Below are 22,374 nucleotides of genomic sequence, written 5' to 3' on the forward strand. Positions count from 1 at the left end.
GTTGTATAAAAATTGCACAGCCCGGTGAGTTCAATTATGATGCGATTTCTTGCTCAGGGCTGGCGAAGTATAACAACGGCGTTCGACGGATAGCTTCGAAAAGTTGTTAATGATGAGTAAGTTAGTGAAGACGAGGTTTGTGAATGCCTAAATGCAGCACCTGGTTTACCGCGCTTTTCTTGTTCGTTGCTCTTTGGGCACCTTTCAGTCAGGCAGATAACGGATGGCAACCGATTCAGGACACCATCCGTAAAAGTGAAAAAGATCCTCGTCAGTATCAGGCTATTCGTTTAGATAACGGTATGACCGTGCTGTTGGTTTCCGATCCGCAGGCGGTGAAATCGCTCTCTGCGCTGGTGGTGCCCGTCGGCTCGCTGGAAGATCCTGATGCCCATCTCGGGCTTGCTCACTTCCTCGAACACATGACGCTAATGGGCTCCAAAAAATACCCGGACCCGGATAGCCTGTCTGAGTACCTCAAAAAACACGGCGGCAGCCACAACGCCAGCACCGCGACCTACCGCACCGCGTTTTATCTGGAAGTGGAAAACGATGCGCTCGACGGGGCCGTGGACCGCCTGGCTGACGCGATTGCGGAGCCTAACCTTGCGGCACAGTATGCCGAACGTGAGCGTAATGCGGTCAATGCCGAGCTGACGATGGCCCGCGCGCGCGACGGGATGCGTATGGCGCAGGTCAGCGCCGAAACGATCAACCCCGCTCACCCTGGTTCGCGTTTCTCCGGCGGTAATCTTGAAACCCTGCGTGATAAACCCGGCAGTAAGTTGCTTGATGCGCTGGTGACGTTCAGGAATAAATACTATTCCGCAAACCTGATGAAGGCCGTTATCTACAGCAACAAGCCCTTGCCTGAGCTGGCGAAGATTGCCGCTGAAACCTATGGTCGCGTACCCAATAAAAACATCGAAAAACCGGTTATCGACGTGCCGGTGGTGACCGACGCGCAAAAAGGGATTTTTATCCACTATGTGCCGGTGATGCCGCGTAAGGTGGTTCGGGTTGAATTTCGCATTGATAACGATAGCGATAAATTCCGCAGTAAAACCGATGAACTTATCGGCTACCTGATTGGCAACCGCAGCCACGATACGCTGTCAGACTGGCTGCAAAAGCAGGGGCTTGCCGAGAGCGTGCGGGCTGATTCTGACCCGATGGTTACCGGCAATAGCGGCGTCTTTGCTATTTCCGTGTCGCTGACGGACAAAGGTCTGGCCAACCGTGATCAGGTGGTTGCGGCGGTATTCAGCTATCTCAATCAGCTGCGTGCTAAGGGGATCGACAAGCGTTATTTTGATGAGCTGGCCCACGTGCTGGATCTCGATTTCCGCTACCCGTCCATCACCCGTGATATGGACTATATCGAATGGCTGGCGGACACCATGCTGCGCGTCCCGGTTGCCCATACTCTTGATGCGGCTAACCTTGCCGACCAGTACGATCCTGATGCGATTAAAGCGCGTCTGGACATGATGACGCCGCAAAATGCCCGCGTGTGGTTTATCAGCCCGCAGGAGCCGCACAATAAAACGGCCTATTTCGTCGATGCGCCTTATGAAGTGGACAAAATTCCTGCGCAGACCTTTGCCGACTGGCAGCAGAAGGCAGATGCCATCAAGCTTGAGCTGCCTCAGCTGAACCCCTACATTCCCGACGACTTCACGCTTTATAAGCCGGAGAAGCAGTACGAGCATCCTGAGCTGCTGATACAGGAGCCGGATCTGCGCGTGGTGTATATGCCCAGCCGCTATTTTGGCAACGAGCCAAAAGCGGACGTAACCCTTGTGCTGCGTAATCCGCAGGTGATGGACAGCGCGAAGAATCAGGTGCTGTTTGCTATCAACGATTATCTGGCGGGCATCGCGCTTGATGAGCTGAGCAATCAGGCGTCGGTCGGGGGCATCAGTTTCTCTTCAAACGCCAATAGCGGATTGATGATCAACGCCAACGGCTATACCCAACGCTTGCCGCAGCTGTTTGAGGCGCTGCTGAAGGGCTACTTTAGCTATACGCCAACGCAGGAACAGCTGGATCAGGCGAAGTCCTGGTATGCGCAGATGATGGACTCGGCGGAAAAAGGCAAAGCTTTTGAGCAGGCTATTTCGCCGGTGCAGATGGTTTCGCAGGTGCCTTATTTTGAGCGTAGTACCCGCCGCGCACTGCTGCCTGAATTGACGCTGAAAGACGTGCTTGATTACCGTGCGCGGCTGAAAACCAACTCCCGGCCTGAATTTATGGTTATCGGCAACATGTCTCCAGAGCAGACCAAACGGCTGGCGGAAAACGTCAAAGCGCAGCTGGCACCGAAGGGCGGCGAATGGTGCCGCAATGATGATGTGCTGATCGATAAGCAGCATCTGGCGATGTTTGAAAAGGCCGGAAGCAGCACGGACTCAGCGCTGGCGGCGGTTTATGTACCAAAAGGCTATAACGAAGCGACCAGCACGGCCTATGGCTCAATGCTGGGGCAAATTATTCAGCCATGGTTCTATAATCAGCTGAGAACGCAGGAACAGCTAGGCTACGCGGTATTTGCTTTCCCGATGTCCATTGGCCGCCAGTGGGGGGTGGGTTTCCTGCTGCAAAGCAGCGACAAGCAGCCAGCCTATCTGTATCAGCGATTTAAGGCGTTTTATCCGGTTATCGAGAAAAAGCTGCGCGGCATGAGCGACGCCGAGTTTGCCCAAATCCAGCAGGGGATGATTGCCCAGATGCAGCAGGCACCGCAAACCCTCGCGGAAGAGGCATCGCAGCTGAGCAAAGATTTCGATCGCCGAAACATGGCGTTTGATTCCCGTGATAAAGTGATCGCCGAAATTAAGAAATTAACGCCGCAGAAGCTGGCTGATTTCTTCCACCAGGCGGTGATAGCTCCCCAGGGGATGGCGGTGCTGTCACAAATTTCCGGCAGCCATAACGGCAAAGCAGACTATGCGGCACCAAAAGGGTGGAAAACCTGGGAGGGGGCACGCAGTCTGCAGCAGACGTTACCACTAGTAAGCGAGAAATAATGACCGATGTAACCGCGCAGCCCCTTGATCCTTTAAGTTTGCCGCTGTTTGGTGAACGGTTGATAGAAGCCTCCGCGGGTACCGGTAAAACCTTTACCATCGCCGCGCTTTACCTGCGGCTGCTGCTGGGGTTGGGGGAAGAGAATGCTTTCCCTCGCCCGCTCGGCGTAGAAGAACTGCTGGTGGTGACCTTTACCGAAGCGGCCACGGAAGAACTGCGTGGCCGTATTCGGGCCAATATCCACGAATTGCGTATCGCCTGCATACGTAATCGAAGCAAAAACCCACTAATTCAGAGCCTGCTTGCCCAGATTGCGGACAAGCAGCTTGCTGCCCGTACCCTGCTGTTAGCCGAGCAGCAAATGGATGAGGCCGCTATTTTCACCATCCACGGCTTTTGCCAGCGGATGCTCAGCCTGAATGCTTTTGAGTCCGGCATGCTGTTTGAACAGCAGCTTCTCGAAGATGAGTCCGTGCTGCGCCGCCACGCCTGCGCAGACTTCTGGCGCCGTCACTGTTATCCGCTGCCAAAACCGGTGGCTCAGGCAATGAGTGAAGCGTGGTCGGGGCCGGAAGCGCTCCTGCGGGACATCAACAGCTGGCTCCAGGGCGAGCAGCCGCAGCTCAAACAGCCGCCGGCCGATGACGAAACGCTGCTGGCCCGCCATGAAAAGATAATCGCCGCTATCGACGGGGTAAAAGCCCAGTGGCGAGCTGCCGCAGGTGAGCTGGCGAGCCTGATTGGCGATTCTGGCGTGGATAAGCGCAGCTACAGCAGCAAACATTTACCGAACTGGCTGGAGATTGTGGGCCAGTGGGCACAGCTGGAAACGACCAGCTATCAGCTCCCTGACGCGCTGGCTAAGTTTGCACAAAGCACGCTGGAAGAAAAAACCAGGAAAGGTGAAGTGCCCCGGCACAGCCTGTTCAATGCAATAGACGCCCTGCTGGTCGAGCCGCTGACCCTGCGCGACCTGGTGATAGCCAGGGCGATGGCCGAAATTCGCTACATCGTACAGCAGGAAAAACGCCGCCGCGGTGAGCTGGGCTTTGACGATATGCTGAGCCGGCTCGATGAGTCTTTGCATCAGCCCGGTGGCGATGCTTTAGCTGCGGCTATCCGTGGGCGTTTTCCGGTGGCGATGATCGATGAATTCCAGGATACCGACCCGCAGCAGTACCGCATCTTCCGCCGGCTGTATATCAGGCAGCAGGACACCGCGCTGTTGCTGATTGGCGACCCGAAGCAGGCGATTTATGCTTTCCGCGGCGCTGATATTTTTACCTACATGAAAGCACGCCATGAGGTGAGCGCCCACTACTCGTTGGACACCAACTGGCGCTCGGCTCCGGCGATGATCCACGGCGTGAACACGCTGTTCCAGCAGGTCGAGAATCCGTTCTTATTCCGTCAGATCCCGTTCCTGCCCGTCAAGTCAGCGCCACGCAACGGCGGCCTGCGGTTTACCGTCCATGGTGAAAGCCAGGCTGCGGTAAAAATGTGGCTCCAGCCGGGCGAAGGTGTCGGTGTAAGTGATTACCAACAAGCGATGGCCACGCAGTGCGCCCGGCAAATTCGCGACTGGCTAACCGCCGGGCAGCGGGGCGAGGCGCTGCTTTGGCGAGGGGATGACTCCCGCCCGCTCAGGGCATCGGATATGACGATTCTGGTGCGCAGCCGTGGCGAGGCGGCTATCGTGCGCGATGCTCTTGGCGCGCTCAATATTCCTTCGGTGTACCTCTCAAACCGTGATTCGGTGTTTGCAACCGTAGAGGCACGCGAGCTGCTGTGGCTGCTGCAGGCGGTATTAACGCCTGAAATTGAAACCGCCATGCGCAGCGCCATTGCGACGGGCATGTTGGGGCTGGATGCGCTGACTATTGAGGCGCTGAACAAAGACGAGCTAGCCTGGGACAACCTGGTTGAAGAGTTTTTCGGCTACCGCGAACAGTGGCTGAAGCGCGGCGTGATGCCGATGCTAAGAGCCCTGATCGGCGCGAGAAATATTGCTGAAAACCTGCTGGCCACGCCGGGCGGAGAGCGCCGGCTGACGGATATCCTGCACATCAGCGAGCTTCTGCAGGAAGCCTCGGCAGAAATGGAAAGTGAGCATGCGCTGGTGCGCTGGCTGGCGCAGCGTATTGCCGAGCCGGACAGCAATGCCTCCAGCCAGCAGCTGCGTCTGGAAAGCGATAAACATCTGGTGCAGGTGGTGACCATCCACAAATCCAAAGGGCTGGAGTACCCGCTGGTCTGGCTGCCGTTCGTGGCCAACTATCGCCCGCAGAGCAGCGGCCTGTATCACGATCGAACCACTTTTACCTCGCTGCTGGATTTAAGCAATGATGCGGAAAGCCTTGGGCTTGCCGAAGAAGAGCGCCTGGCCGAGGATCTCCGGTTGCTGTATGTGGCGCTGACCCGCTCCGTCTGGCACTGCAGCCTGGGCGTGGCGCCGCTGTTCCGTGGTTCCCGGGCAAAAAAAGGCAACAGCGACTTGCACCTCAGCGCGCTGGGCTATTTGCTGCAAAAAGGCGAAGCGCTTGATGCCGAAGGGCTGCGTCAGGCGCTGGACGTCCTCAAGAGCGAAGCCATTGACGTTGAAACGCTGTCTCCGGGTGAGGATTCTCCGTGGCAGCCGGTCTCCAGCGCGTTGCCTGAGCTTGCCGCTCGCCAGCTTAAACGGCGAATTGCCGATAACTGGCGCGTGACCAGCTACTCCGGGCTGCAGCAGCACGGCAGCAGCCGGGTGCTGGATTTGGTGCCACGTCTTGACGTGGATGCCGTGGGGGAAGCGCCGGAGCAAAGTGAGCCGTCACTTACGCCGCATACATTCCCGCGCGGGGCTTCACCAGGCACTTTCCTGCACAGCCTGTTTGAAGAGGTTGATTTTACCCAGCCGGTAGATAGCGAGAAAACGGCACAGCAGCTGCTTGCCAACGGATTTGGCAGCGAATGGTGCCCGGTGGTTAGCCGCTGGCTGGAAGAGGTGCTCGCCGCGCCGCTCAATGACACCGGGGTTGCGCTGAATCTGCTTCCGTCGAAGGAAAAACAGGTTGAGCTGGAGTTTTATTTACCGATCGACCATGAGCTGCAGGCTCCTGCGCTGGACGCGTTGATTCGCCGTTACGATTCGCTTTCCGCCGGTTGTCCGCCTTTGGACTTCCGCCAGGTGAAGGGGATGCTGAAGGGGTTTATCGACCTGGTATTCCGCTGGGAAGGGCGTTATTACCTGCTGGACTACAAATCTAACTGGCTGGGCGAAGACAGCAGCGCCTACACCCGGCAAGCCATGGCTCAGGCGATGCAGTCCCACCGCTATGACCTGCAGTACCAGCTTTATACGCTGGCGCTGCACCGATACCTGCGCCATCGCATGGCAGGTTATGACTACCAGCAGCACTTCGGCGGGGTAATTTATCTGTTCCTGCGCGGCGTGGAGCAGGGCAAACCTGAGCAGGGTATTTTTTCTACGCGCCCGGACATCAAGCTGATTGATGCGATGGACGCGCTCTTTGCCGGGACAGCAGAGGAGATGGGCCAGTGAGCATGTCACAGTTACTCAACCAGGCGGTGACGCTGAAAGCCCTCAGGCCGCTGGACTCGCAGTTTGCCATGATGGTGGCTAACGATGCGCAGCCCGCCGTGATGCTGGCCGCCGCGCTGCTTAGCCACGAGTCAGGGGAAGGGCACGTGTGCCTGCCGCTTGATCGGATAACGCCTGCCTTTGTCTTCGCCGGCAAACATCCTGAGCTGGTGGCTCAGCTCTTCGCTGAGGCAGAGCCGGCCATGGGCTGGGAAAGCGCATTACTGGCTTCTCATTCGGTGAGTTCGAACGATGAAGCCACGCCGTTAAAACTGATCGGCAATCGTCTGTACCTCAACCGCATGTGGAGTAACGAGCAGCGGGTAGCCGCCTTTTTTGGCGAGCATAATCAGCCGGTCGCGGTAGATGAAGCTCGACTTCGGGATAGCCTCGACGCGCTGTTTGGCAGCAGCCAGCAGACGGACTGGCAAAAGGTGGCCGCGGCGGTCGCGCTGACCCGGCGTATCTCGGTTATCTCCGGCGGGCCGGGCACCGGCAAAACCACGACGGTAGCAAAACTGCTGGCCGCTTTGGTGCAGCTTACCGATGGTCAGCCACTTCGCATTCAGCTTGCGGCCCCAACGGGCAAGGCTGCAGCACGCTTAACGGAGTCATTAGGCAGCGCGCTGCGCCAGCTGCCGCTGAGCGACGAGCAGAAAAAGCGCCTGCCGGATGAGGCCTCAACGTTGCATCGCCTGTTAGGGGCGCAGCCAAACAGCCAGCGTCTGCGGCACCACGCCGGTAACCCACTGCACCTTGATGTGCTGGTGGTGGATGAGGCGTCGATGGTGGACTTGCCGATGATGTCCAGGCTTATCGATGCTCTGCCTGAGCGAGCAAGGGTCATCTTCCTCGGAGACAGAGATCAGCTGGCGTCCGTGGAGGCGGGCGCGGTTCTGGGCGATATCTGCCATTACGTGAATGACGGTTATTCGGCGCAGCGTGCGGAGCAATTACAGCGGCTCACGGGCTGTGAGGTGCCCGTCGGCGATAGCGACCGGGCAAGCGCGCTGCGTGACGGGCTTTGCCTGCTGCGTAAAAGCTACCGATTCGACAGCCAGTCCGGCATCGGTCAGCTGGCATTTGCAGTCAATGCGAGCGACAGCAGGCAGGTTAAGGCCGCGTTTGGACAGGGATTCACCGACATTTCGCTGCAGCCGCTGCTTGAACCTGAAGATTACACGGCGATGATTGCCGACGTGGTGAGCGGCTACGGAGAGTATTTAAAGCAGGTGCGGCAGAAAGCCGAGCCAGCCGAAATTCTTAGCGCTTTCGGTCGTTATCAGCTGCTGTGTGCATTGCGTGAAGGTCCCTTTGGCGTTAGCGGCCTGAATGAGCGCATTGAACAGGCGTTTGTACAGGCGCGTCTGATTCAGCGGCCCTCTCAGGCGCTTTCGCGCTGGTACGACGGGCGTCCGGTGATGATTGCCCGTAATGACAGCTCGCTTGGGCTGTTTAACGGTGATATCGGGATTGCTTTGCTGCGTGAAGAGGGGCTTCGGGTCTGGTTCCCGATGCCCGACGGCAAGGTGAAGTCAGTTCAGCCAAGCCGCCTGCCAGCACACGACACGGCTTTCGCCATGACGGTGCATAAGTCTCAGGGCTCTGAGTTTGACCATGCCGCATTAGTGCTGCCAAACCAATTTGTGCCGGTGGTGACGCGCGAGCTGGTTTACACGGCAATTACACGCGCCCGTAAGCAGCTATCGCTGTATGCCGACGAACGCGTTTTGAATAAAGCTATAGCCACGCGTACGGAGCGCCGCAGCGGGCTAATGGCGATTTTCTCCGGGGAATAAGAGTAAAGAGAAGGCACAATCAAGGCCTTCCCTTTTTTAAGTCAGGTCGGCCATCAGCACTTTAGATTTGCGCTGATAGTTGTACATCTCTTTTTTGCTCGCAGGCAGCAGCTCAACGTCCACCGGCAGGAAACCACGCTCCTGGAACCAGTGGATGCTGCGGGTGGTCAGTACGAACAGCTTGCTTAGCCCCATTTGCCGCGCCTGGTTAGCGACGCGGTTAAGTAACTCTTCACCTCGAGACGAACTACGATAGTCAGGATGAACGGCCACGCAGGCCATTTCACCGATGCTTTCTTCCGGGAACGGATAGAGCGCGGCACAGGCGATCGTCAGGTTATCGCGCTGAATAATGGTGAATTTGTCGATCTCCATTTCCAGCTGCTCGCGGGAGCGGCGAACCAAAATGCCTTGCTGCTCCAGCGGGCGAATCAGCTCAAGAATACCGCCGATGTCGTTGATGGTGGCGCGGCGGATTTGCTCGGCGCTTTCCATCACAATCTGCGTGCCGATCCCGTCGCGTGAGAACAACTCCTGTAGCAGCGCCCCGTCTTCCTGATAGCTGAGCAGGTGGCTGCGGCGTACGCCGCTGCGGCAGGCTTTCACCGCGCCACGCAGGAACCGCACGGTCCCTGAGTGGTAGTCGCCGGCGCTTTCCAGCGCTTCAATACGCTGCTGGGCCTCGTTCGGGAACAGCTCGGAAATCACGTTACCCAGATCGTCGGTCACGCCCTGAGCGGAGCAGAACCCTATCATCTTCTCTGCCTTCAACTTAACCGCAAGCTGGGTGGCCACTTCTTCAGAGGTGAGGTTAAAGCTTTCCCCCGTCACGGAAACCGCCACCGGCCCCATCAGCACGATAGCGCCGCTGTCTAACTGACGGTGGATGGCCTCTTCATCAATACGGCGTACGCGCCCGCTGTGGCAGTAGTCCACGCCATCATCCACGCCCAAAGGCTGTGCAATGATGAAGTTCCCGCTAACCACGTTGATGTGGGCACCTTGCAGCGGCGTATTACCGAGGCTCATAGAAAGCCGTGCGGTGATGTCGAGCTGCAGCAACCCGGCAGCCTGCTTAACCAGTTCGAGGGTTTTAGCGTCGGTGACGCGAGTGTGTTTATGGTAAACCGGTTCGTGATGGTGCTCAGCCAGGTTTTCATCAATCTGCGGGCGTGCTCCGTACACCACCACCAGGCGAATGCCCAGGCTGTGAAGCAGGCCGATGTCGTTGACGATGCTGGAAAAGTTTTCATGTTCAATGGCTTCGCCGCCGAGCATGATGACAAACGTTTTTCCCCGGTGGGCATTAATATAGGGAACAGAATGGCGAAATCCCTGGACCAGTTCGGTTCTACGTTCCTTTACCACGGCACACCCTCATTGCATGTTTATTCGTAATTTGTGTATTTTTATGCTTTTATGGCGCCAGGTGCAAGCGCCAATTTTCATCCAGGATAAAATTCCCTGCTCCCGGCTTTTTATGACCTTTTCCGAACGTTTACCCTTTTATAGATGACAGTAACCGCGTGTTTCGCTAAAGTTTTTGGCTCAAAAAAAATTTCATCATATTTAGTGACAACCTCTCAGGGGAGCCATGCCAGATTCCAGTTCGTTAATGAGTCGCCGCCGTTTACTTCAGGGTGCAGGAGCAATGTGGCTGTTGAGCGTCAGCAAGGTCGGTTTTGCTGCCTCAAGCCAGGTGATTGCCGTGCGCGTCTGGCCGGCCTCGTCTTATACCCGCGTGACGCTGGAGTCGAACCATCAGCTGAAATATCGCCAGTTCGCCCTCAGTAACCCGGAGCGGGTGGTGGTGGATATCGAAGGGGCGCATTTAAATTCAGTTTTAAAAGGTATCGGCAGCCAGGTTCGCGTCGACGATCCGTTTATTAAGTCCGCTCGCGTGGGCCAGTTCGATCCAAAGACCGTACGCATGGTTTTTGAATTGAAACAAAACGTAACGCCGCATTTGTTCGGGCTGGCACCGGTCGCCGAATTTAAAGAGCGCCTGGTGATGGATCTTTATCCCGCCAATATGAATAGCGAACAAGATCCGCTGTTGGCGTTACTGGAAGATTACAACAACGGCCAGCTGGATAAGAAAATGCCGGCGGAGAAAGGGCCGCAGCCGGGCAAGGCCGGTAGAGATCGCCCGATTGTCATCATGCTTGACCCCGGCCATGGCGGCGAGGATCCGGGAGCCATTGGCCCGAATAAGACCCGCGAAAAAGATATTGTGCTCAGCATTGCGCGCAGGCTGAAGGCGTTGCTCGATAAAGAGGGCAATATGAAGGCCTACATGACGCGTAACGAAGACGTGTTTATCCCGCTGAAAGTGCGCGTTGCCAAGGCGCAAAAGCAGCGTGCCGACCTGTTTGTTTCTATTCATGCGGATGCGTTCACCACCGCGGCAGCTCGCGGCTCGTCGGTCTTTGCGTTATCCACGAAAGGGGCCACGAGTACGGCGGCGAAATATCTGGCACAAACGCAGAACGCCGCGGACTTAATTGGCGGCGTGGGCAAGAGCGGGGATCGCTATCTGGACCACACGATGTTCGACATGGTGCAGTCGCTGACCATCAACGACAGCCTGAAGTTTGGCAAAGAGGTGCTTAACCGGCTGGGGCGGGTGAACAAACTGCATAAAAACAGCGTCGATCAGGCCGGGTTCGCGGTGCTTAAAGCGCCGGATATCCCGTCCATTCTGGTGGAAACCGCCTTCCTCAGTAACCCGGAGGAGGAGCGTAAGCTGCGCACGGCGAAGTTCCAGCAGGAGGTCGCGGAGTCGATCCTTGCGGGGATTAAGGCCTACTTCTCGGACAGCTCACGGCTGGCAAGACGAGGCTAAAATATCTGATAAGGGCGGGGAAAACCTGCCTTATTTTTTATCAACGGCAGAAACAAAAAAACACCCGTAAGGGTGTTCTCAATGTTGGTTGCGGGGGCCGGATTTGAACCGACGACCTTCGGGTTATGAGCCCGACGAGCTACCAGGCTGCTCCACCCCGCGTCCGTCATACTACTTTTTTAATGATTTTTCATCACTGCGCTGTTAAACCAGCGACTTTTAATTGGTTGCGGGGGCCGGATTTGAACCGACGACCTTCGGGTTATGAGCCCGACGAGCTACCAGGCTGCTCCACCCCGCGTCCGTCATACTTCTTAATGATTATTCATCATTGCGCCGTTTAATCAGCGACTTTTTAGTTGGTTGCGGGGGCCGGATTTGAACCGACGACCTTCGGGTTATGAGCCCGACGAGCTACCAGGCTGCTCCACCCCGCGTCCGTGGATGCGCACTATACTCTGCTCGCTTTTTGTTGCAACCCTTTTTTGGCAGAAATGCCTGAATTTCCCATTGGTTGTTGAATTTACCCGCACAATGGCCCTAAACAGACGTTTTTGCTGCCCAGGCCGTTCAACTCGTTTAATTCTCGCGACGCGTTTGCTATCTTCGGCGAGGCATACAGAGGCAACCAGCAGGGCTAGAGAGTAATGAAAGGACGTTGGATTAAGTATATAGCAGCGGGAGCCATGTTAACCATGCTGGCCGCCTGTTCATCAAAACCGACCGATCGCGGTCAACAATATAAAGACGGGAAATTCTCCCAGCCTTTCTCACTGGTGAATCAGCCTGATGCGGTTGGTGCGCCGATAAATGGCGGCGACTACGCTGAGCAGGTTAATCAGATTCGTTCCGCTTCTCCGCGCCTCTATAATAATGGCAGCGATATCTATAACGCGGTGCAGCAGTGGCTGCGCGCGGGCGGGGATACCCGTCAGCTAAAGCAGTTTGGCCTTGATGCCTGGCAGATGGAAGGGGCTGACAACTATGGCAACGTCCAGTTTACCGGTTACTACACGCCGGTTATCCAGGCTCGCCATACCCGCCAGGGCGAATTCCAGTACCCGATTTACCGCATGCCGCCCAAACGTGGCCGCCTGCCTTCTCGCGCGGAAATTTACAGCGGCGCGCTGAGCGACAGCTACATCCTCGCCTACAGCAACTCCCTGATGGATAACTTCATTATGGACGTGCAGGGCAGCGGCTATATCGATTTTGGCGACGGACAGCCTTTGACCTTCTTCGGCTATGCCGGGAAAAACGGCCACGCCTACCGCAGCATCGGCAAGGTGCTTATCGACCGTGGCGAAGTGAAGAAAGAAGATATGTCTATGCAGGCGATTCGCCATTGGGGGGAAACCCACAGCGAAGCACAAGTGCGCGAGCTGCTTGAGCAGAACCCTTCTTTTGTCTTCTTCAAGCCCGCAAGCTATGCGCCGGTGAAAGGCGCGAGCGCGGTACCTTTGATTGGCCGCGCCTCCGTAGCGTCTGACCGCTCTATTATCCCTGCGGGCACCACGCTGCTGACTGAAGTTCCACTGTTGGATAACAGCGGCAAATTCACCGGCCAGTACGAGCTGCGCGTGATGGTAGCGCTGGACGTTGGCGGCGCGATTAAAGGCCAGCATTTCGATATCTATCAGGGCATTGGCCCGGATGCCGGGCATCGCGCGGGTTGGTATAACCACTACGGCCGCGTCTGGGTGCTGAAGCCGGCACCGGGGGCTGGCAGCAGCGGTAACGTTTTTAGCGGTTAATGCTGCAACGTTTCCACCTTTTACTGCGGGCTGTATAATCAGCCCGTTTTTTATTTCTGAGGAATTCCCCGATGTCTGTCGTTCTCTCTGATGCCTGGCTGCAACGCTTTGGCGGCACCGCTCGTCTGTATGGCCAGGCGGCGCTACAGCTTTTTGCTGAGGCTCACGTTTGCGTGATTGGCATCGGTGGCGTGGGTTCATGGGCGGCAGAGGCGCTGGCGCGTACCGGCATTGGGGCCATCACGCTTATCGATATGGACGACGTTTGCGTGACCAACACTAACCGTCAAATCCACGCGCTAAAGAGCAGCGTTGGCCAGGCGAAAACGGAAGTTATGGCGGCGCGTATTAAAGAGATTAACCCGGAGTGCCGCGTCACGGTGGTGGATGACTTTATTACCGCCGATAACGCCGCTGAGCTTCTGAATCAAGGGTTTAGCTATGTTATTGACGCGATTGATAGCGTTCGCCCAAAAGCGGCGTTAATCGCGTATTGCCGTCGCTACAAGATCCCGCTGGTGACCACCGGCGGCGCAGGCGGGCAGATAGATCCGACGCAGATCCAGGTTAGCGATCTGGCGAAAACCATTCAGGATCCGCTTGCAGCCAAGCTGCGTGAGCGCCTGAAAAGTGACTTTGGCGTGGTGAAAAACAGCAAAGGGAAGCTGGGCGTGGACTGCGTATTTTCCACCGAAGCGCTGGTGTACCCGCAGGCTGACGGTTCAGTTTGTGCCATGAAAAGCACCGCTGAAGGCCCAAAACGCATGGACTGTGCTTCGGGGTTTGGCGCGGCAACAATGGTGACCGCCAGCTTTGGTTTTGTGGCGGTGTCCCATGTGCTGAAGAAGATGATGGCGAAGGCGGCGCGAACCGCCTCCTGATCACGCCTGGCGCGCGGCCTGTTGAACGGCCGCAGCTAGCGCCGTAAGCCCGCTGCTGCGGGAAGCGCTTAGCTGATGGCGAAGCCCCAGATCGTCAAACAGGCTGAGCGGATCTTTTTCCAGCAACTGCTGAGCGGTTTTCCCTTCTATGGCGGTCAAAAGCACCGCTAATAAACCCCGTACAATGCGCCCTTCGCTGTCACCATAAAAGTGCAGCGTGCCGTCCGGCAGGCGTTCGTGGCCCAGCCAGACGCGGTTTTCGCAGCCGCTGATTTCAATGCTCTCGGTTTTTAACGTCTCCGGCAGCGCGGGGAGTTTTTTTCCCAATAAAATCAGCTGGCGGTATTTGTCTTCCCACTGCTGCTGCGTTGCAAACGTGGCGCGCAGGGTCTCTTCGTTAAGGGTTGTGCCAAAAGGATGGTTAGCCAGCATTCAGTCCACCAAAATGTCGAGGGCGCGGTCGACCGCTGAGAGCAGCTCGTTCACGTCCTGCTGCGTGTTGTACGGCGCAAAAGAAGCGCGCAGCGTGCCGCTGACGCCTAACGCCGCCATTAAAGGCTGAGCACAGTGCTGGCCCGCCCGAAGCGCAATGCCAGATTCTGCCAGCAGCGTGACCATATCGCTGTGGTGCACGCCCGCAAAATCAAACGCCAGCAGGCTTGAGTCCTGGCAGCGGAAGCTGCGAAAACCAGGGCGCTTCGCCAGTTCGGACTCGGCGAGCGTTGCCAGGCTGCGGCTCCAGCTTTCCGCCTGTTGCAGGTCGATAGCCTCAAGCCATTCCAACACGGCGCTTAGGCCGATGACGCCCGCGACGTTTGGCGTTCCGGCTTCAAAGCGATAAGGCACCGGCTGAGTTTTAAACCCGTCGAAGGAGACATGGGTGATCATTTTGCCGCCGCCGAGCCATGGCGACATCTGTTCAAGCAGCTCCGCTTTGCCGTAGAGCGCCCCAATGCCGGTTGGGCCATACAGTTTATGGGCGGAGAAGGCGTAAAAGTCGATACCCAGTGCCTGGACATCCGGCGGGCAGTGAACGATGCCCTGCGCGCCGTCGACCATCACGACTGCCCCCGCTTCATGTGCCAGCTTGATGGCTTTTTCGAGGTCAGGGCAGCCGCCTGTCACGTTAGACATTTGTCCCAACGCCAGAATACGCGTGCGGTCGTTGAGCAACGCTGGCAGCAGGCTCAGCTCAGGCAAAGCCTGGCTATCCAGCGGCAGTTTCACCACTTTCGCACCGGTCTGTTCGGCCACCATTAACCACGGCACAAAATTGGCGTGATGCTCTGCTTCACTCACGATAATTTCATCCCCGGCCTGCAGGCGAGGGCGGGCGTAGCACTGCGCAACCAGATTAATAGCTTCAGTAGTGCCGCGAGTCCAGACCACGGATTTACCGCTTTCGGCGTTGAGCAAACGGGCCACAAGGTCGCGCGCCGCTTCATAGCGAGCCGTCAGACGCTGCGCTTCGGGAAACTGGCTGCGGTGAACGTTACCGGCGCTCAGGCTGTAAAACTGCTGGGTGGCATCGATCACTGCCTGGGGTTTAAGCGCCGTGGCCGCGCTGTCGAGATAGACGCCTGCGTCTGCCAGCGCGGGAAACTGGGCGCGAAAATGGGCGGGGTTAAATGCTGTCATGGTGATCCTCTGTTCAATGCACAGATCGTCGCGCAAAACTGACGTTGGCACAAGGTTTCCGTCTTTCTCGGAATCGTCTGTTTCTCCTGGCAGAATCGGGAAAGCAGGTTATGCTAATTATTGTTGGACTAATATTTAAGCATGTTAGTAGAAGAGATTTAAGTAGCATTAAACTCTATCCACAAGGAGAAGAATAATGAACAAAGCAACCGCTATCGTTTCTGCCTGTATGATGACCTTTGCACTTGCAGCCTGTTCCAGCCCGAACTACATCATGCATACCAATGACGGGCGCGCCATTGTCTCCGAAGGTAAACCGAAGACCGATGACGAAACCGGGATGATCAAGTACAAGGATGCTAACGGCAATATGCAGCAGATTAACCGCTCGGACGTGAAAGAGATGGTTGAACTGAAGAAGTAAAACTGCAGGCAAAAAAAAGCACCGCATTCGGCGGTGCTACATTAATCACTATGGACAGACAGGGTAAATGTACAGGAAGTGAAAAGGGGTAGCTAAGCTACCGTGGTCCGAAATGTCAGACCAATTGCAAACACAACAACACAACATCACAACCGTAAGCCAAAAGCCCTCCAGAACACGCATTCCAGACAACTTTTCGTTCCGACTCAGGAAGTGCCGCCACTATAGGTATTTGCTGGTGCATCCTCAACGGACAATTTATAATGGCTCAGATAAAAAAAACTAATAGGTAAACAAACGCTATCTGTTTGTTAACTGTTATTAACACTTAAGCCAAATAACCTCATGTCTAAGCGATTACCCCCTCTGAATGCGCTGCGCGTTTTTGACGCTGCGGCTCGTCACTTGAGTTTTACTAAAGCGGCTGAAGAACTTTTCGTTACTCAGGCTGCGGTAAGCCACCAGATCAAGTCGCTGGAGGATTTTCTTGGCCTGAAGCTGTTCCGCCGCCGCAACCGTTCGCTGCTGCTGACCGAAGAAGGTCAGAGCTATTATCAGGATATTAAAGAGATTTTTTCCCAACTGACCGAGGCCACGCGCAAGCTGCAGGCGCGCAGTGCAAAAGGCGCGCTGACGGTGAGTTTATTGCCAAGTTTTGCGATTCACTGGCTGGTTCCTCGCTTAACAAGCTTTAACTCAGCTTATCCGGGGATCGACGTGCGTATCCAGGCGGTGGACCGCCAGGAAGACAAATTGTCCGATGATGTTGACGTGGCGATATTCTATGGGCGAGGAAACTGGCCTGGGCTTAGAGTTGAAAAGCTTTATGCTGAATATTTGCTCCCTGTTTGCTCACCTATGCTGCTAACCGGTGATAAACCGATTAAAACGCCGGAAGATTTGGCAAAGCATACTTTATTGCATGACGCCTCACGCCGCGACTGGCAGACTTATACCCGCCAGCTTGGCGTGAGCCATATTAATGTCCAGCAAGGGCCCATCTTCAGCCACAGCGCAATGGTGTTGCAGGCCGCTATCCACGGCCAGGGCATTGCGCTGGCCAATAACGTGATGGCACAAACGGAAATCGAGGCCGGTCGACTGGTGTGCCCGTTTAACGATGTGCTGGTGAGTAAAAACGCCTTTTATCTGGTTTGTCATGACAGCCAGGCAGAACTGGGTAAAATAGCGGCGTTTCGACAGTGGATCCTGGCAAAGGCGGCCAGTGAGCAAGAGAAATTCCGTTTTCGCTACGAACAATAAGCAACCTTCGCGTGGCCCGGCCACGCTCTACTTTAGGGTTACACCATGACCAGCCGATTCATGCTGATATTTGCCGCCATCAGCGGTTTTGTTTTTGTTGCCCTGGGCGCTTTTGGGGCGCATGTGTTAAGCAAATCTCTGGGTGTTGCGGAGATGGGGTGGATCCAGACCGGCCTTGAGTACCAGGCGTTCCACACGCTCGCTATCTTTGGTCTTGCGGTCGCGATGCAGCGCCGCATCAGCATCTGGTTCTACTGGAGCAGCGTCTTTATGGCGTTAGGCACCGTATTATTTAGCGGCAGTTTGTACTGCCTGGCCCTGTCGCACCTGCGGCTGTGGGCGTTTGTAACACCGGTGGGCGGCGTAAGCTTCCTGGCCGGCTGGATATTGATGTTAATTGGTGCTGTGCGCCTGAAACGTAAGGGCGTAAGCCATGAATAAAGTGATTTTGTACTGCCGACAGGGATTTGAGAAAGAGTGTGCGGCAGAGATAACCGACAAAGCTGGCCAGCGCGGCGTCTACGGCTTTGCCCGAGTTAAAGAGCAGAGCGGGTACGTCATCTTTGAATGCTACCAGCCGGAAGAGGCGGATAAGCTGGCGCGGGAACTGCCGTTCAGCGACCTGATTTTTGCCCGCCAGATGTTTGTTGCCGGTGAGTTGCTAAAAGATTTGCCGCCGGAAGACCGCATAACGCCTGTCGTTGGTATGCTGCAGGGCGTGGTAGAGAAGGGCGGCGACCTGCGCGTTGAAGTGGCCGATACCAACGAAAGCAAAGAGCTGATGAAGTTCTGCCGCAAGTTTACCGTGCCGCTGCGAGCCAGCCTGCGCGAGGCTGGGGTGCTGACCAACTATGAAACGCCGAAGCGCCCGGTGGTGCATGTCTTCTTTATCGCGCCGGGCTGCTGCTACACGGGCTATTCCTACACCACCAACAACTCAGCGTTCTATATGGGCATCCCGCGCCTCAGGTTCCCGGCGGATGCACCAAGCCGTTCCACGCTGAAGCTGGAAGAGGCGTTTCACGTCTTTATTCCTGCCGATGAGTGGGACGAACGCCTGGCCAACGGCATGTATGCCGTTGATTTAGGTGCCTGCCCAGGCGGCTGGACCTATCAGCTGGTGAAGCGAAATATGTGGGTTTCTTCCGTCGATAACGGCCCGATGGCGCAAAGCCTGATGGATACCGGACAGGTAACCTGGCTGCGTGAAGACGGTTTTAAGTACCGCCCAACGCGCACCAACATCTCGTGGATGGTGTGCGACATGGTAGAAAAACCGGCGAAAGTGGCCCATCTGATGGCGACATGGCTGGTAAACGGCTGGTGCCGTGAAACCATTTTTAACCTCAAGCTGCCGATGAAAAAGCGCTACGAAGAGGTGTCGCAAAACCTGGCGCAGATCCGGGAAATACTCGAAAGCAACGGCATTAACGCTGAGATCAAAGCGCGCCAGCTTTACCACGACCGTGAAGAAGTGACGGTTCACATCCGCCGCTGGTGGGCGGCCGTGGGTGGGCGCCGCGACGAGCGCTGATGGCTTTACCCCTCGCCTGTTCACGGTGAGGGGTTTTCCCTTCTTCAGGCTGAAGGCGATGCCCCAGGCAGCCTGAGCTGCTGTAAGTTCCCATCGAGCTGTAAATCCGTCTGTAGCCTTGCCACCTGGCGGCTGATAAACGCGCTCTCCCTGTGCTGTTCAAGTTTCTTACGCCATTTTTCCGGAACCTCATCCAGCCGCTGATACAGTGCTTCCAGATTGGAAAACTGGTTAATTAGCTGCGTGGCGCTTTTTGGCCCGATGCCCGCGACACCGGGGATTTTACTGCTGCTAATGCCCGCCAGCCCCCAGAAATCGCCCAGCTGTTCCGGCTGCACGCCGTACTCCTGGGCAATAAACGGCGCATCCAGCCAGCGCTTTTGGAAGTAATCCCTAATTTGCAGGGTGGGTGCCAGAAGCTGGCAATAGCCTTTATCGGTAGAGACGATCGTTGCCCAGTGGCCGCCGGAGGCGACTTTTACCGCCAGCGTGGCCGCAAGGTCGTCCGCTTCGTTACCTTTTGAATGCCAGCACTGCACGCCCCGGCGGGTAAACGCCTCCCGCAGGGCGGGCATTTCGGCATGCAGATCGTCAGGCATCGGCGAACGGCCCGCTTTGTAGTCGGGCATAACCTGATGCCGCCAGCCTTCGCGGCGCTCTTCGTCATCAAAGACCGCCACCGCGTGGGTCGGCTGGCTGTGGCCGATGAGCTGGTCCAGGGCGTGCAGGCAGGTGTCGACACAAGGTGAGCCCTGAACCGCGTGTATGCGGCGAATAAGGTTCAATGCATCGACGATAAGTAAATGAATAGTCATAAGAAATTTACCGGTCACTCTGATGGACTTACCCTAACACTTCCCGCCATGATGAGCTATTCTCATCACAGAATTCAGGAACCTCTCTCGCAAAAACCTTGTTGGCAAAGGGTGGAAAGCCATTGCGTAGTTGTTAGCGGGCTATGTATATTTCTAACGCATATAAAAATAGAGAATATCAATATGAGTAATACTAAACACCTCGCGCAACGCATTCAGAACCTGCAACCTTCGGCCATCCGCGAACTCCTTAAGCACAGCAAAATGCCCGGCGTGATTTCGCTGGCGGGCGGTATTCCCTCCAGCGAGCTTTTTGACAAGCAAGGGCTGGAGCTGGCGACCCGTAAGGTCGTTGAAGAGAACTTTAACGATGCTTTTCAGTATGGCCTGACCGAAGGCAATACCGAGCTGCGCGACCAGTTGGTTGAGCTGTGCAAAGCGCGCGGGATTACCACGCGTAGCGACCAGTTGCTGATCACCTCTGGTTCGCAGCAGGCGCTGGATCTGCTGATCCGCGCGCTGGCGGATGAAGGCGATGTTTTCGTCGTTGAGCGCCCAACCTACCTGGCCACGCTGCAAATCCTCAGTTTGACCGCCGCGAAAGTGGAGTCTGTGGGCGGGGATGAGCACGGCATGATTGTCGACGAGCTCGAAGCGCTGCTGAAAACCACGCGCGTTAAAGGCGTTTATCTGGTGCCTACTTTTGGTAACCCAAGCGGCACGACGCTGAGCGCCGAACGCCGTGAGAAGCTGGTAAAACTGGCCGCTGAATATGATTTCGTGATTATCGAAGACGATCCGTATGGGGCCATTAGCTTTACCGACCGCCGCGAGAAAACCCTGATTCAGGTCGCGAAAGAGTTGGGGCATGAAGACCACGTGGTCTATACCTCAACGTTCTCTAAAATTCTGGCGCCGGGCCTGCGCGTGGGCTGGATTATTTTGCCTGAATGGATGAAGCAAAAGGTCGCTATCATTAAGCAGGCGACGGATTTGCACGCCAACTCGTTTACCCAGGCGCTGACGGCGGCTTACCTTACGCTGGGCCGTCTGGACCCGCAGATTGAGCTGATTCGTGAAGCCTACAAGCAGAAGTGCCTGACGCTTTCGCGCCTGCTGGAAGAGGAACTGGGCGAGCACATTACCTTCAACCAGCCGCAGGGCGGGATGTTCCTTTGGGCCTCATTCCGCTATGACTTCGACACCACGGCGTGGCTGCAAAAAACGCTGGAGAAAGGCGTGGTTTACGTGCCGGGTGAATTCTTCTTTAGCGATCATGCGGATAAACGCACGCTGCGGTTCTCTTACGCTACGGCCACCGACGAGCAGTTGGTTGAAGCCGTTAAGCGTTTAAAAGCCGCGCTTTAGTAAAAAAGGCTCCCAATCGGGAGCCTTAATTTTTTAGTCACAGGCGACAATTTTTAGCGCCAGGCCACCGCGAGATGTTTCGCGATACTTGGCGTTCATGTCTTTGCCCGTTTCATACATCGTCTCGATAACCTTATCCAGGCAGACGCGCGGTTCGCTGGTGCGGCGCATTGCCATACGTGCAGCGTTCACGGCTTTAACTGCCGCAATGGCGTTACGCTCGATGCAAGGAACCTGTACCTGACCGGCTACCGGGTCGCAGGTCAGCCCCAGATTGTGCTCCATGCCGATTTCAGCGGCGATGCAAACCTGAGTCGGACTCCCGCCCAGCAGCTCGGCGAGACCTGCTGCCGCCATTGAGCAAGCTACGCCTACTTCACCCTGGCAGCCCACTTCCGCACCGGAAATAGAGGCGTTCATTTTGTACAGGGAGCCGATAGCGCCAGCGGCGAGGAAATAGCGGGCGCAGGAGTTAGCGTTCACCTGACGGATAAACTTGTCGTAATAGGCCAGCACCGCAGGAACAATCCCGCAGGCGCCGTTCGTCGGAGCGGTAACCACGCGGCCACCGGCGGCGTTTTCTTCGTTTACCGCCAGTGCGAACATATTGATCCAGTCCACAACGGCCATTGGGTCCGAGTTGTTTTTATCGGTGGTGACCAGCATGCGGCGCAGCGCGGCAGCGCGACGTGGTACTCGCATTTTGCCCGGCAGCACGCCTTCGGTGGTGATACCACGTTCAATGCCGTTGCTCATCACTTCCCAGACCGCCGCAAAGTGAGCGTCGATCTCTTGCTGGCTGTGCAGGGCTCGTTCGTTCTGCATCATCAGGCCGGAAAGCGACAGGCCCGTTTCACGGCAGTGCTTCTGCAGGTCTGCAGCGTTTTTGTATGGGTACGGCACGCTTACCGGGTTTTCACTTTCTACGCCAAAATGCGCTTCATCGACGATAAAGCCGCCGCCGATGGAGTAGTAAGTTTGTGAATACAGAACGTTGTCACCCGCCAGCGCGGTAATACGCATGCCGTTTTCGTGCAGGGCCAGGTTGTCTGCATGGAAGTTCATGCAGCAGTCAACCGGGAACTCTACTTCACGCTGTCCGTTGGCCAGCATCAGGCGCCCGTGAGTATTCACGTCCTGGATGAAGTGAGGAATGGCGTCGATATCGACGGTGTCCGGCAGGTTACCCGCCAGGCCCATGATAATCGCGATATCGGTATGGTGACCTTTACCGGTCAGGGATAACGAGCCGTAGACGTCTACAACAACGCGGGTGACATCGCTCAAGATCCCTTGCTCAATCAGGTCATCAGAAAATTGTTTACCAGCCTTCATCGGGCCGACGGTATGCGAACTGGATGGACCGATACCGATTTTGAAAATGTCGAATACGCTGATCATAAGATTTCCCTGCGTAAGTGACTTGAGAGGAGAGAGCCG

The 22,374-nt window shown here is 56.2% G+C and carries 16 protein-coding genes and 3 tRNA genes; 11 read left to right on the forward strand and 8 right to left on the reverse strand.

Annotated features, from left to right (window positions below):
• Nucleotides 1–143: 143 nt before the first annotated feature.
• The 3 genes from ptrA to recD are packed head-to-tail and all read left to right on the forward strand — an operon-like array spanning nt 144 to nt 8,412.
• Nucleotides 144–3,029, forward strand: a complete 2,886-nt coding sequence (ptrA, locus tag ACE38U_RS12990) for a pitrilysin (RefSeq protein WP_375529882.1) — start codon at nt 144–146, stop codon at nt 3,027–3,029.
• Nucleotides 3,029–6,574, forward strand: a complete 3,546-nt coding sequence (recB, locus tag ACE38U_RS12995; protein WP_375529883.1) for an exodeoxyribonuclease V subunit beta — start codon at nt 3,029–3,031, stop codon at nt 6,572–6,574. Before ptrA ends, recB begins: the two co-directional genes overlap by 1 nt.
• Nucleotides 6,571–8,412 carry an exodeoxyribonuclease V subunit alpha gene (gene recD / locus ACE38U_RS13000; RefSeq protein WP_375529884.1) on the forward strand — a complete coding sequence of 614 codons (1,842 nt, stop codon included), beginning with the start codon at nt 6,571–6,573 and terminating at the stop codon, nt 8,410–8,412. Before recB ends, recD begins: the two co-directional genes overlap by 4 nt.
• A 36-nt stretch (nt 8,413–8,448) precedes the next feature.
• Here recD and argA read toward each other — a convergent pair whose 3' ends face one another.
• Entirely contained in the window at nt 8,449–9,780 is a 1,332-nt protein-coding gene (argA, locus tag ACE38U_RS13005; protein WP_061274842.1) for an amino-acid N-acetyltransferase, read from the reverse strand.
• 226 nt (nt 9,781–10,006) lie between these two features.
• Here argA and amiC point away from each other — a divergent pair, with 226 nt between their 5' ends.
• Nucleotides 10,007–11,257, forward strand: a complete 1,251-nt coding sequence (gene amiC / locus ACE38U_RS13010; RefSeq protein WP_038479312.1) for an N-acetylmuramoyl-L-alanine amidase AmiC — start codon at nt 10,007–10,009, stop codon at nt 11,255–11,257.
• An 85-nt stretch (nt 11,258–11,342) separates the two neighbouring features.
• Here the strand turns inward: amiC and ACE38U_RS13015 are convergent.
• The 3 genes from ACE38U_RS13015 to ACE38U_RS13025 all read right to left on the reverse strand — a co-directional run bounded on the left by ACE38U_RS13015 (nt 11,343) and on the right by ACE38U_RS13025 (nt 11,694).
• Nucleotides 11,343–11,419, reverse strand: a tRNA-Met gene (locus tag ACE38U_RS13015).
• A 62-nt stretch (nt 11,420–11,481) separates the two neighbouring features.
• A tRNA-Met gene (locus tag ACE38U_RS13020) sits at nt 11,482–11,558 on the reverse strand.
• 59 nt (nt 11,559–11,617) lie between these two features.
• Nucleotides 11,618–11,694: transfer RNA gene (locus ACE38U_RS13025), tRNA-Met, on the reverse strand.
• Between the two features lie 210 nt (nt 11,695–11,904).
• Between ACE38U_RS13025 and mltA the strand changes: the two genes are divergently transcribed.
• Together mltA and tcdA are read left to right on the forward strand one after the other, a co-directional pair.
• Nucleotides 11,905–13,011 carry a murein transglycosylase A gene (mltA, locus tag ACE38U_RS13030; RefSeq protein WP_038479315.1) on the forward strand — a complete coding sequence of 369 codons (1,107 nt, stop codon included), beginning with the start codon at nt 11,905–11,907 and terminating at the stop codon, nt 13,009–13,011.
• A gap of 71 nt (nt 13,012–13,082) precedes the next feature.
• A complete protein-coding gene (gene tcdA, locus ACE38U_RS13035; RefSeq protein WP_176981165.1) occupies nt 13,083–13,892 on the forward strand; it encodes a tRNA cyclic N6-threonylcarbamoyladenosine(37) synthase TcdA in 810 nt (269 codons plus the stop codon).
• Here tcdA and csdE read toward each other — a convergent pair whose 3' ends face one another.
• Together csdE and csdA are read right to left on the reverse strand one after the other, a co-directional pair.
• A complete protein-coding gene (gene csdE / locus ACE38U_RS13040; RefSeq protein WP_375529885.1) occupies nt 13,893–14,324 on the reverse strand; it encodes a cysteine desulfurase sulfur acceptor subunit CsdE in 432 nt (143 codons plus the stop codon). It abuts the gene before it with no gap.
• Entirely contained in the window at nt 14,325–15,530 is a 1,206-nt protein-coding gene (gene csdA / locus ACE38U_RS13045; RefSeq protein ID WP_375529886.1) for a cysteine desulfurase CsdA, read from the reverse strand. It abuts the gene before it with no gap.
• Nucleotides 15,531–15,726: 196 nt separating this feature from the next.
• Here csdA and ACE38U_RS13050 point away from each other — a divergent pair, with 196 nt between their 5' ends.
• From ACE38U_RS13050 to rlmM, 4 genes are all read left to right on the forward strand, one after another.
• Nucleotides 15,727–15,954 carry a YgdI/YgdR family lipoprotein gene (locus ACE38U_RS13050; protein ID WP_038479329.1) on the forward strand — a complete coding sequence of 76 codons (228 nt, stop codon included), beginning with the start codon at nt 15,727–15,729 and terminating at the stop codon, nt 15,952–15,954.
• A gap of 345 nt (nt 15,955–16,299) precedes the next feature.
• Nucleotides 16,300–17,217 (forward strand): glycine cleavage system transcriptional regulator GcvA, encoded by a 918-nt coding sequence (gene gcvA, locus ACE38U_RS13055; RefSeq protein WP_016538028.1) that lies wholly within the window; start codon nt 16,300–16,302, stop codon nt 17,215–17,217.
• Between the two features lie 45 nt (nt 17,218–17,262).
• Nucleotides 17,263–17,658 (forward strand): DUF423 domain-containing protein, encoded by a 396-nt coding sequence (locus ACE38U_RS13060; RefSeq protein ID WP_008458426.1) that lies wholly within the window; start codon nt 17,263–17,265, stop codon nt 17,656–17,658.
• Nucleotides 17,651–18,751, forward strand: coding sequence for a 23S rRNA (cytidine(2498)-2'-O)-methyltransferase RlmM (rlmM, locus tag ACE38U_RS13065; RefSeq protein ID WP_038479335.1), 1,101 nt, complete (start codon nt 17,651–17,653; stop codon nt 18,749–18,751). Before ACE38U_RS13060 ends, rlmM begins: the two co-directional genes overlap by 8 nt.
• Nucleotides 18,752–18,795: 44 nt before the next feature.
• Here the strand turns inward: rlmM and xni are convergent, their stop codons facing one another.
• Nucleotides 18,796–19,566 carry a flap endonuclease Xni gene (gene xni, locus ACE38U_RS13070; protein WP_038479338.1) on the reverse strand — a complete coding sequence of 257 codons (771 nt, stop codon included), beginning with the start codon at nt 19,564–19,566 and terminating at the stop codon, nt 18,796–18,798.
• A 183-nt stretch (nt 19,567–19,749) separates the two neighbouring features.
• On the opposite strand from xni, the gene ACE38U_RS13075 reads away from it, so the two are divergent.
• Entirely contained in the window at nt 19,750–20,934 is a 1,185-nt protein-coding gene (locus ACE38U_RS13075) for an aminotransferase-like domain-containing protein (RefSeq protein ID WP_038479341.1), read from the forward strand.
• A gap of 33 nt (nt 20,935–20,967) precedes the next feature.
• Here the strand turns inward: ACE38U_RS13075 and ACE38U_RS13080 are convergent, their stop codons facing one another.
• Complete coding sequence (locus tag ACE38U_RS13080) at nt 20,968–22,335, reverse strand: L-serine ammonia-lyase (RefSeq protein WP_176981169.1); 1,368 nt, start codon at nt 22,333–22,335, stop codon at nt 20,968–20,970.
• Nucleotides 22,336–22,374 lie beyond the last annotated feature (39 nt).

This window comes from Cedecea selenatireducens (assembly GCF_042138895.1).
Lineage (GTDB): Bacteria > Pseudomonadota > Gammaproteobacteria > Enterobacterales > Enterobacteriaceae > Cedecea > Cedecea selenatireducens.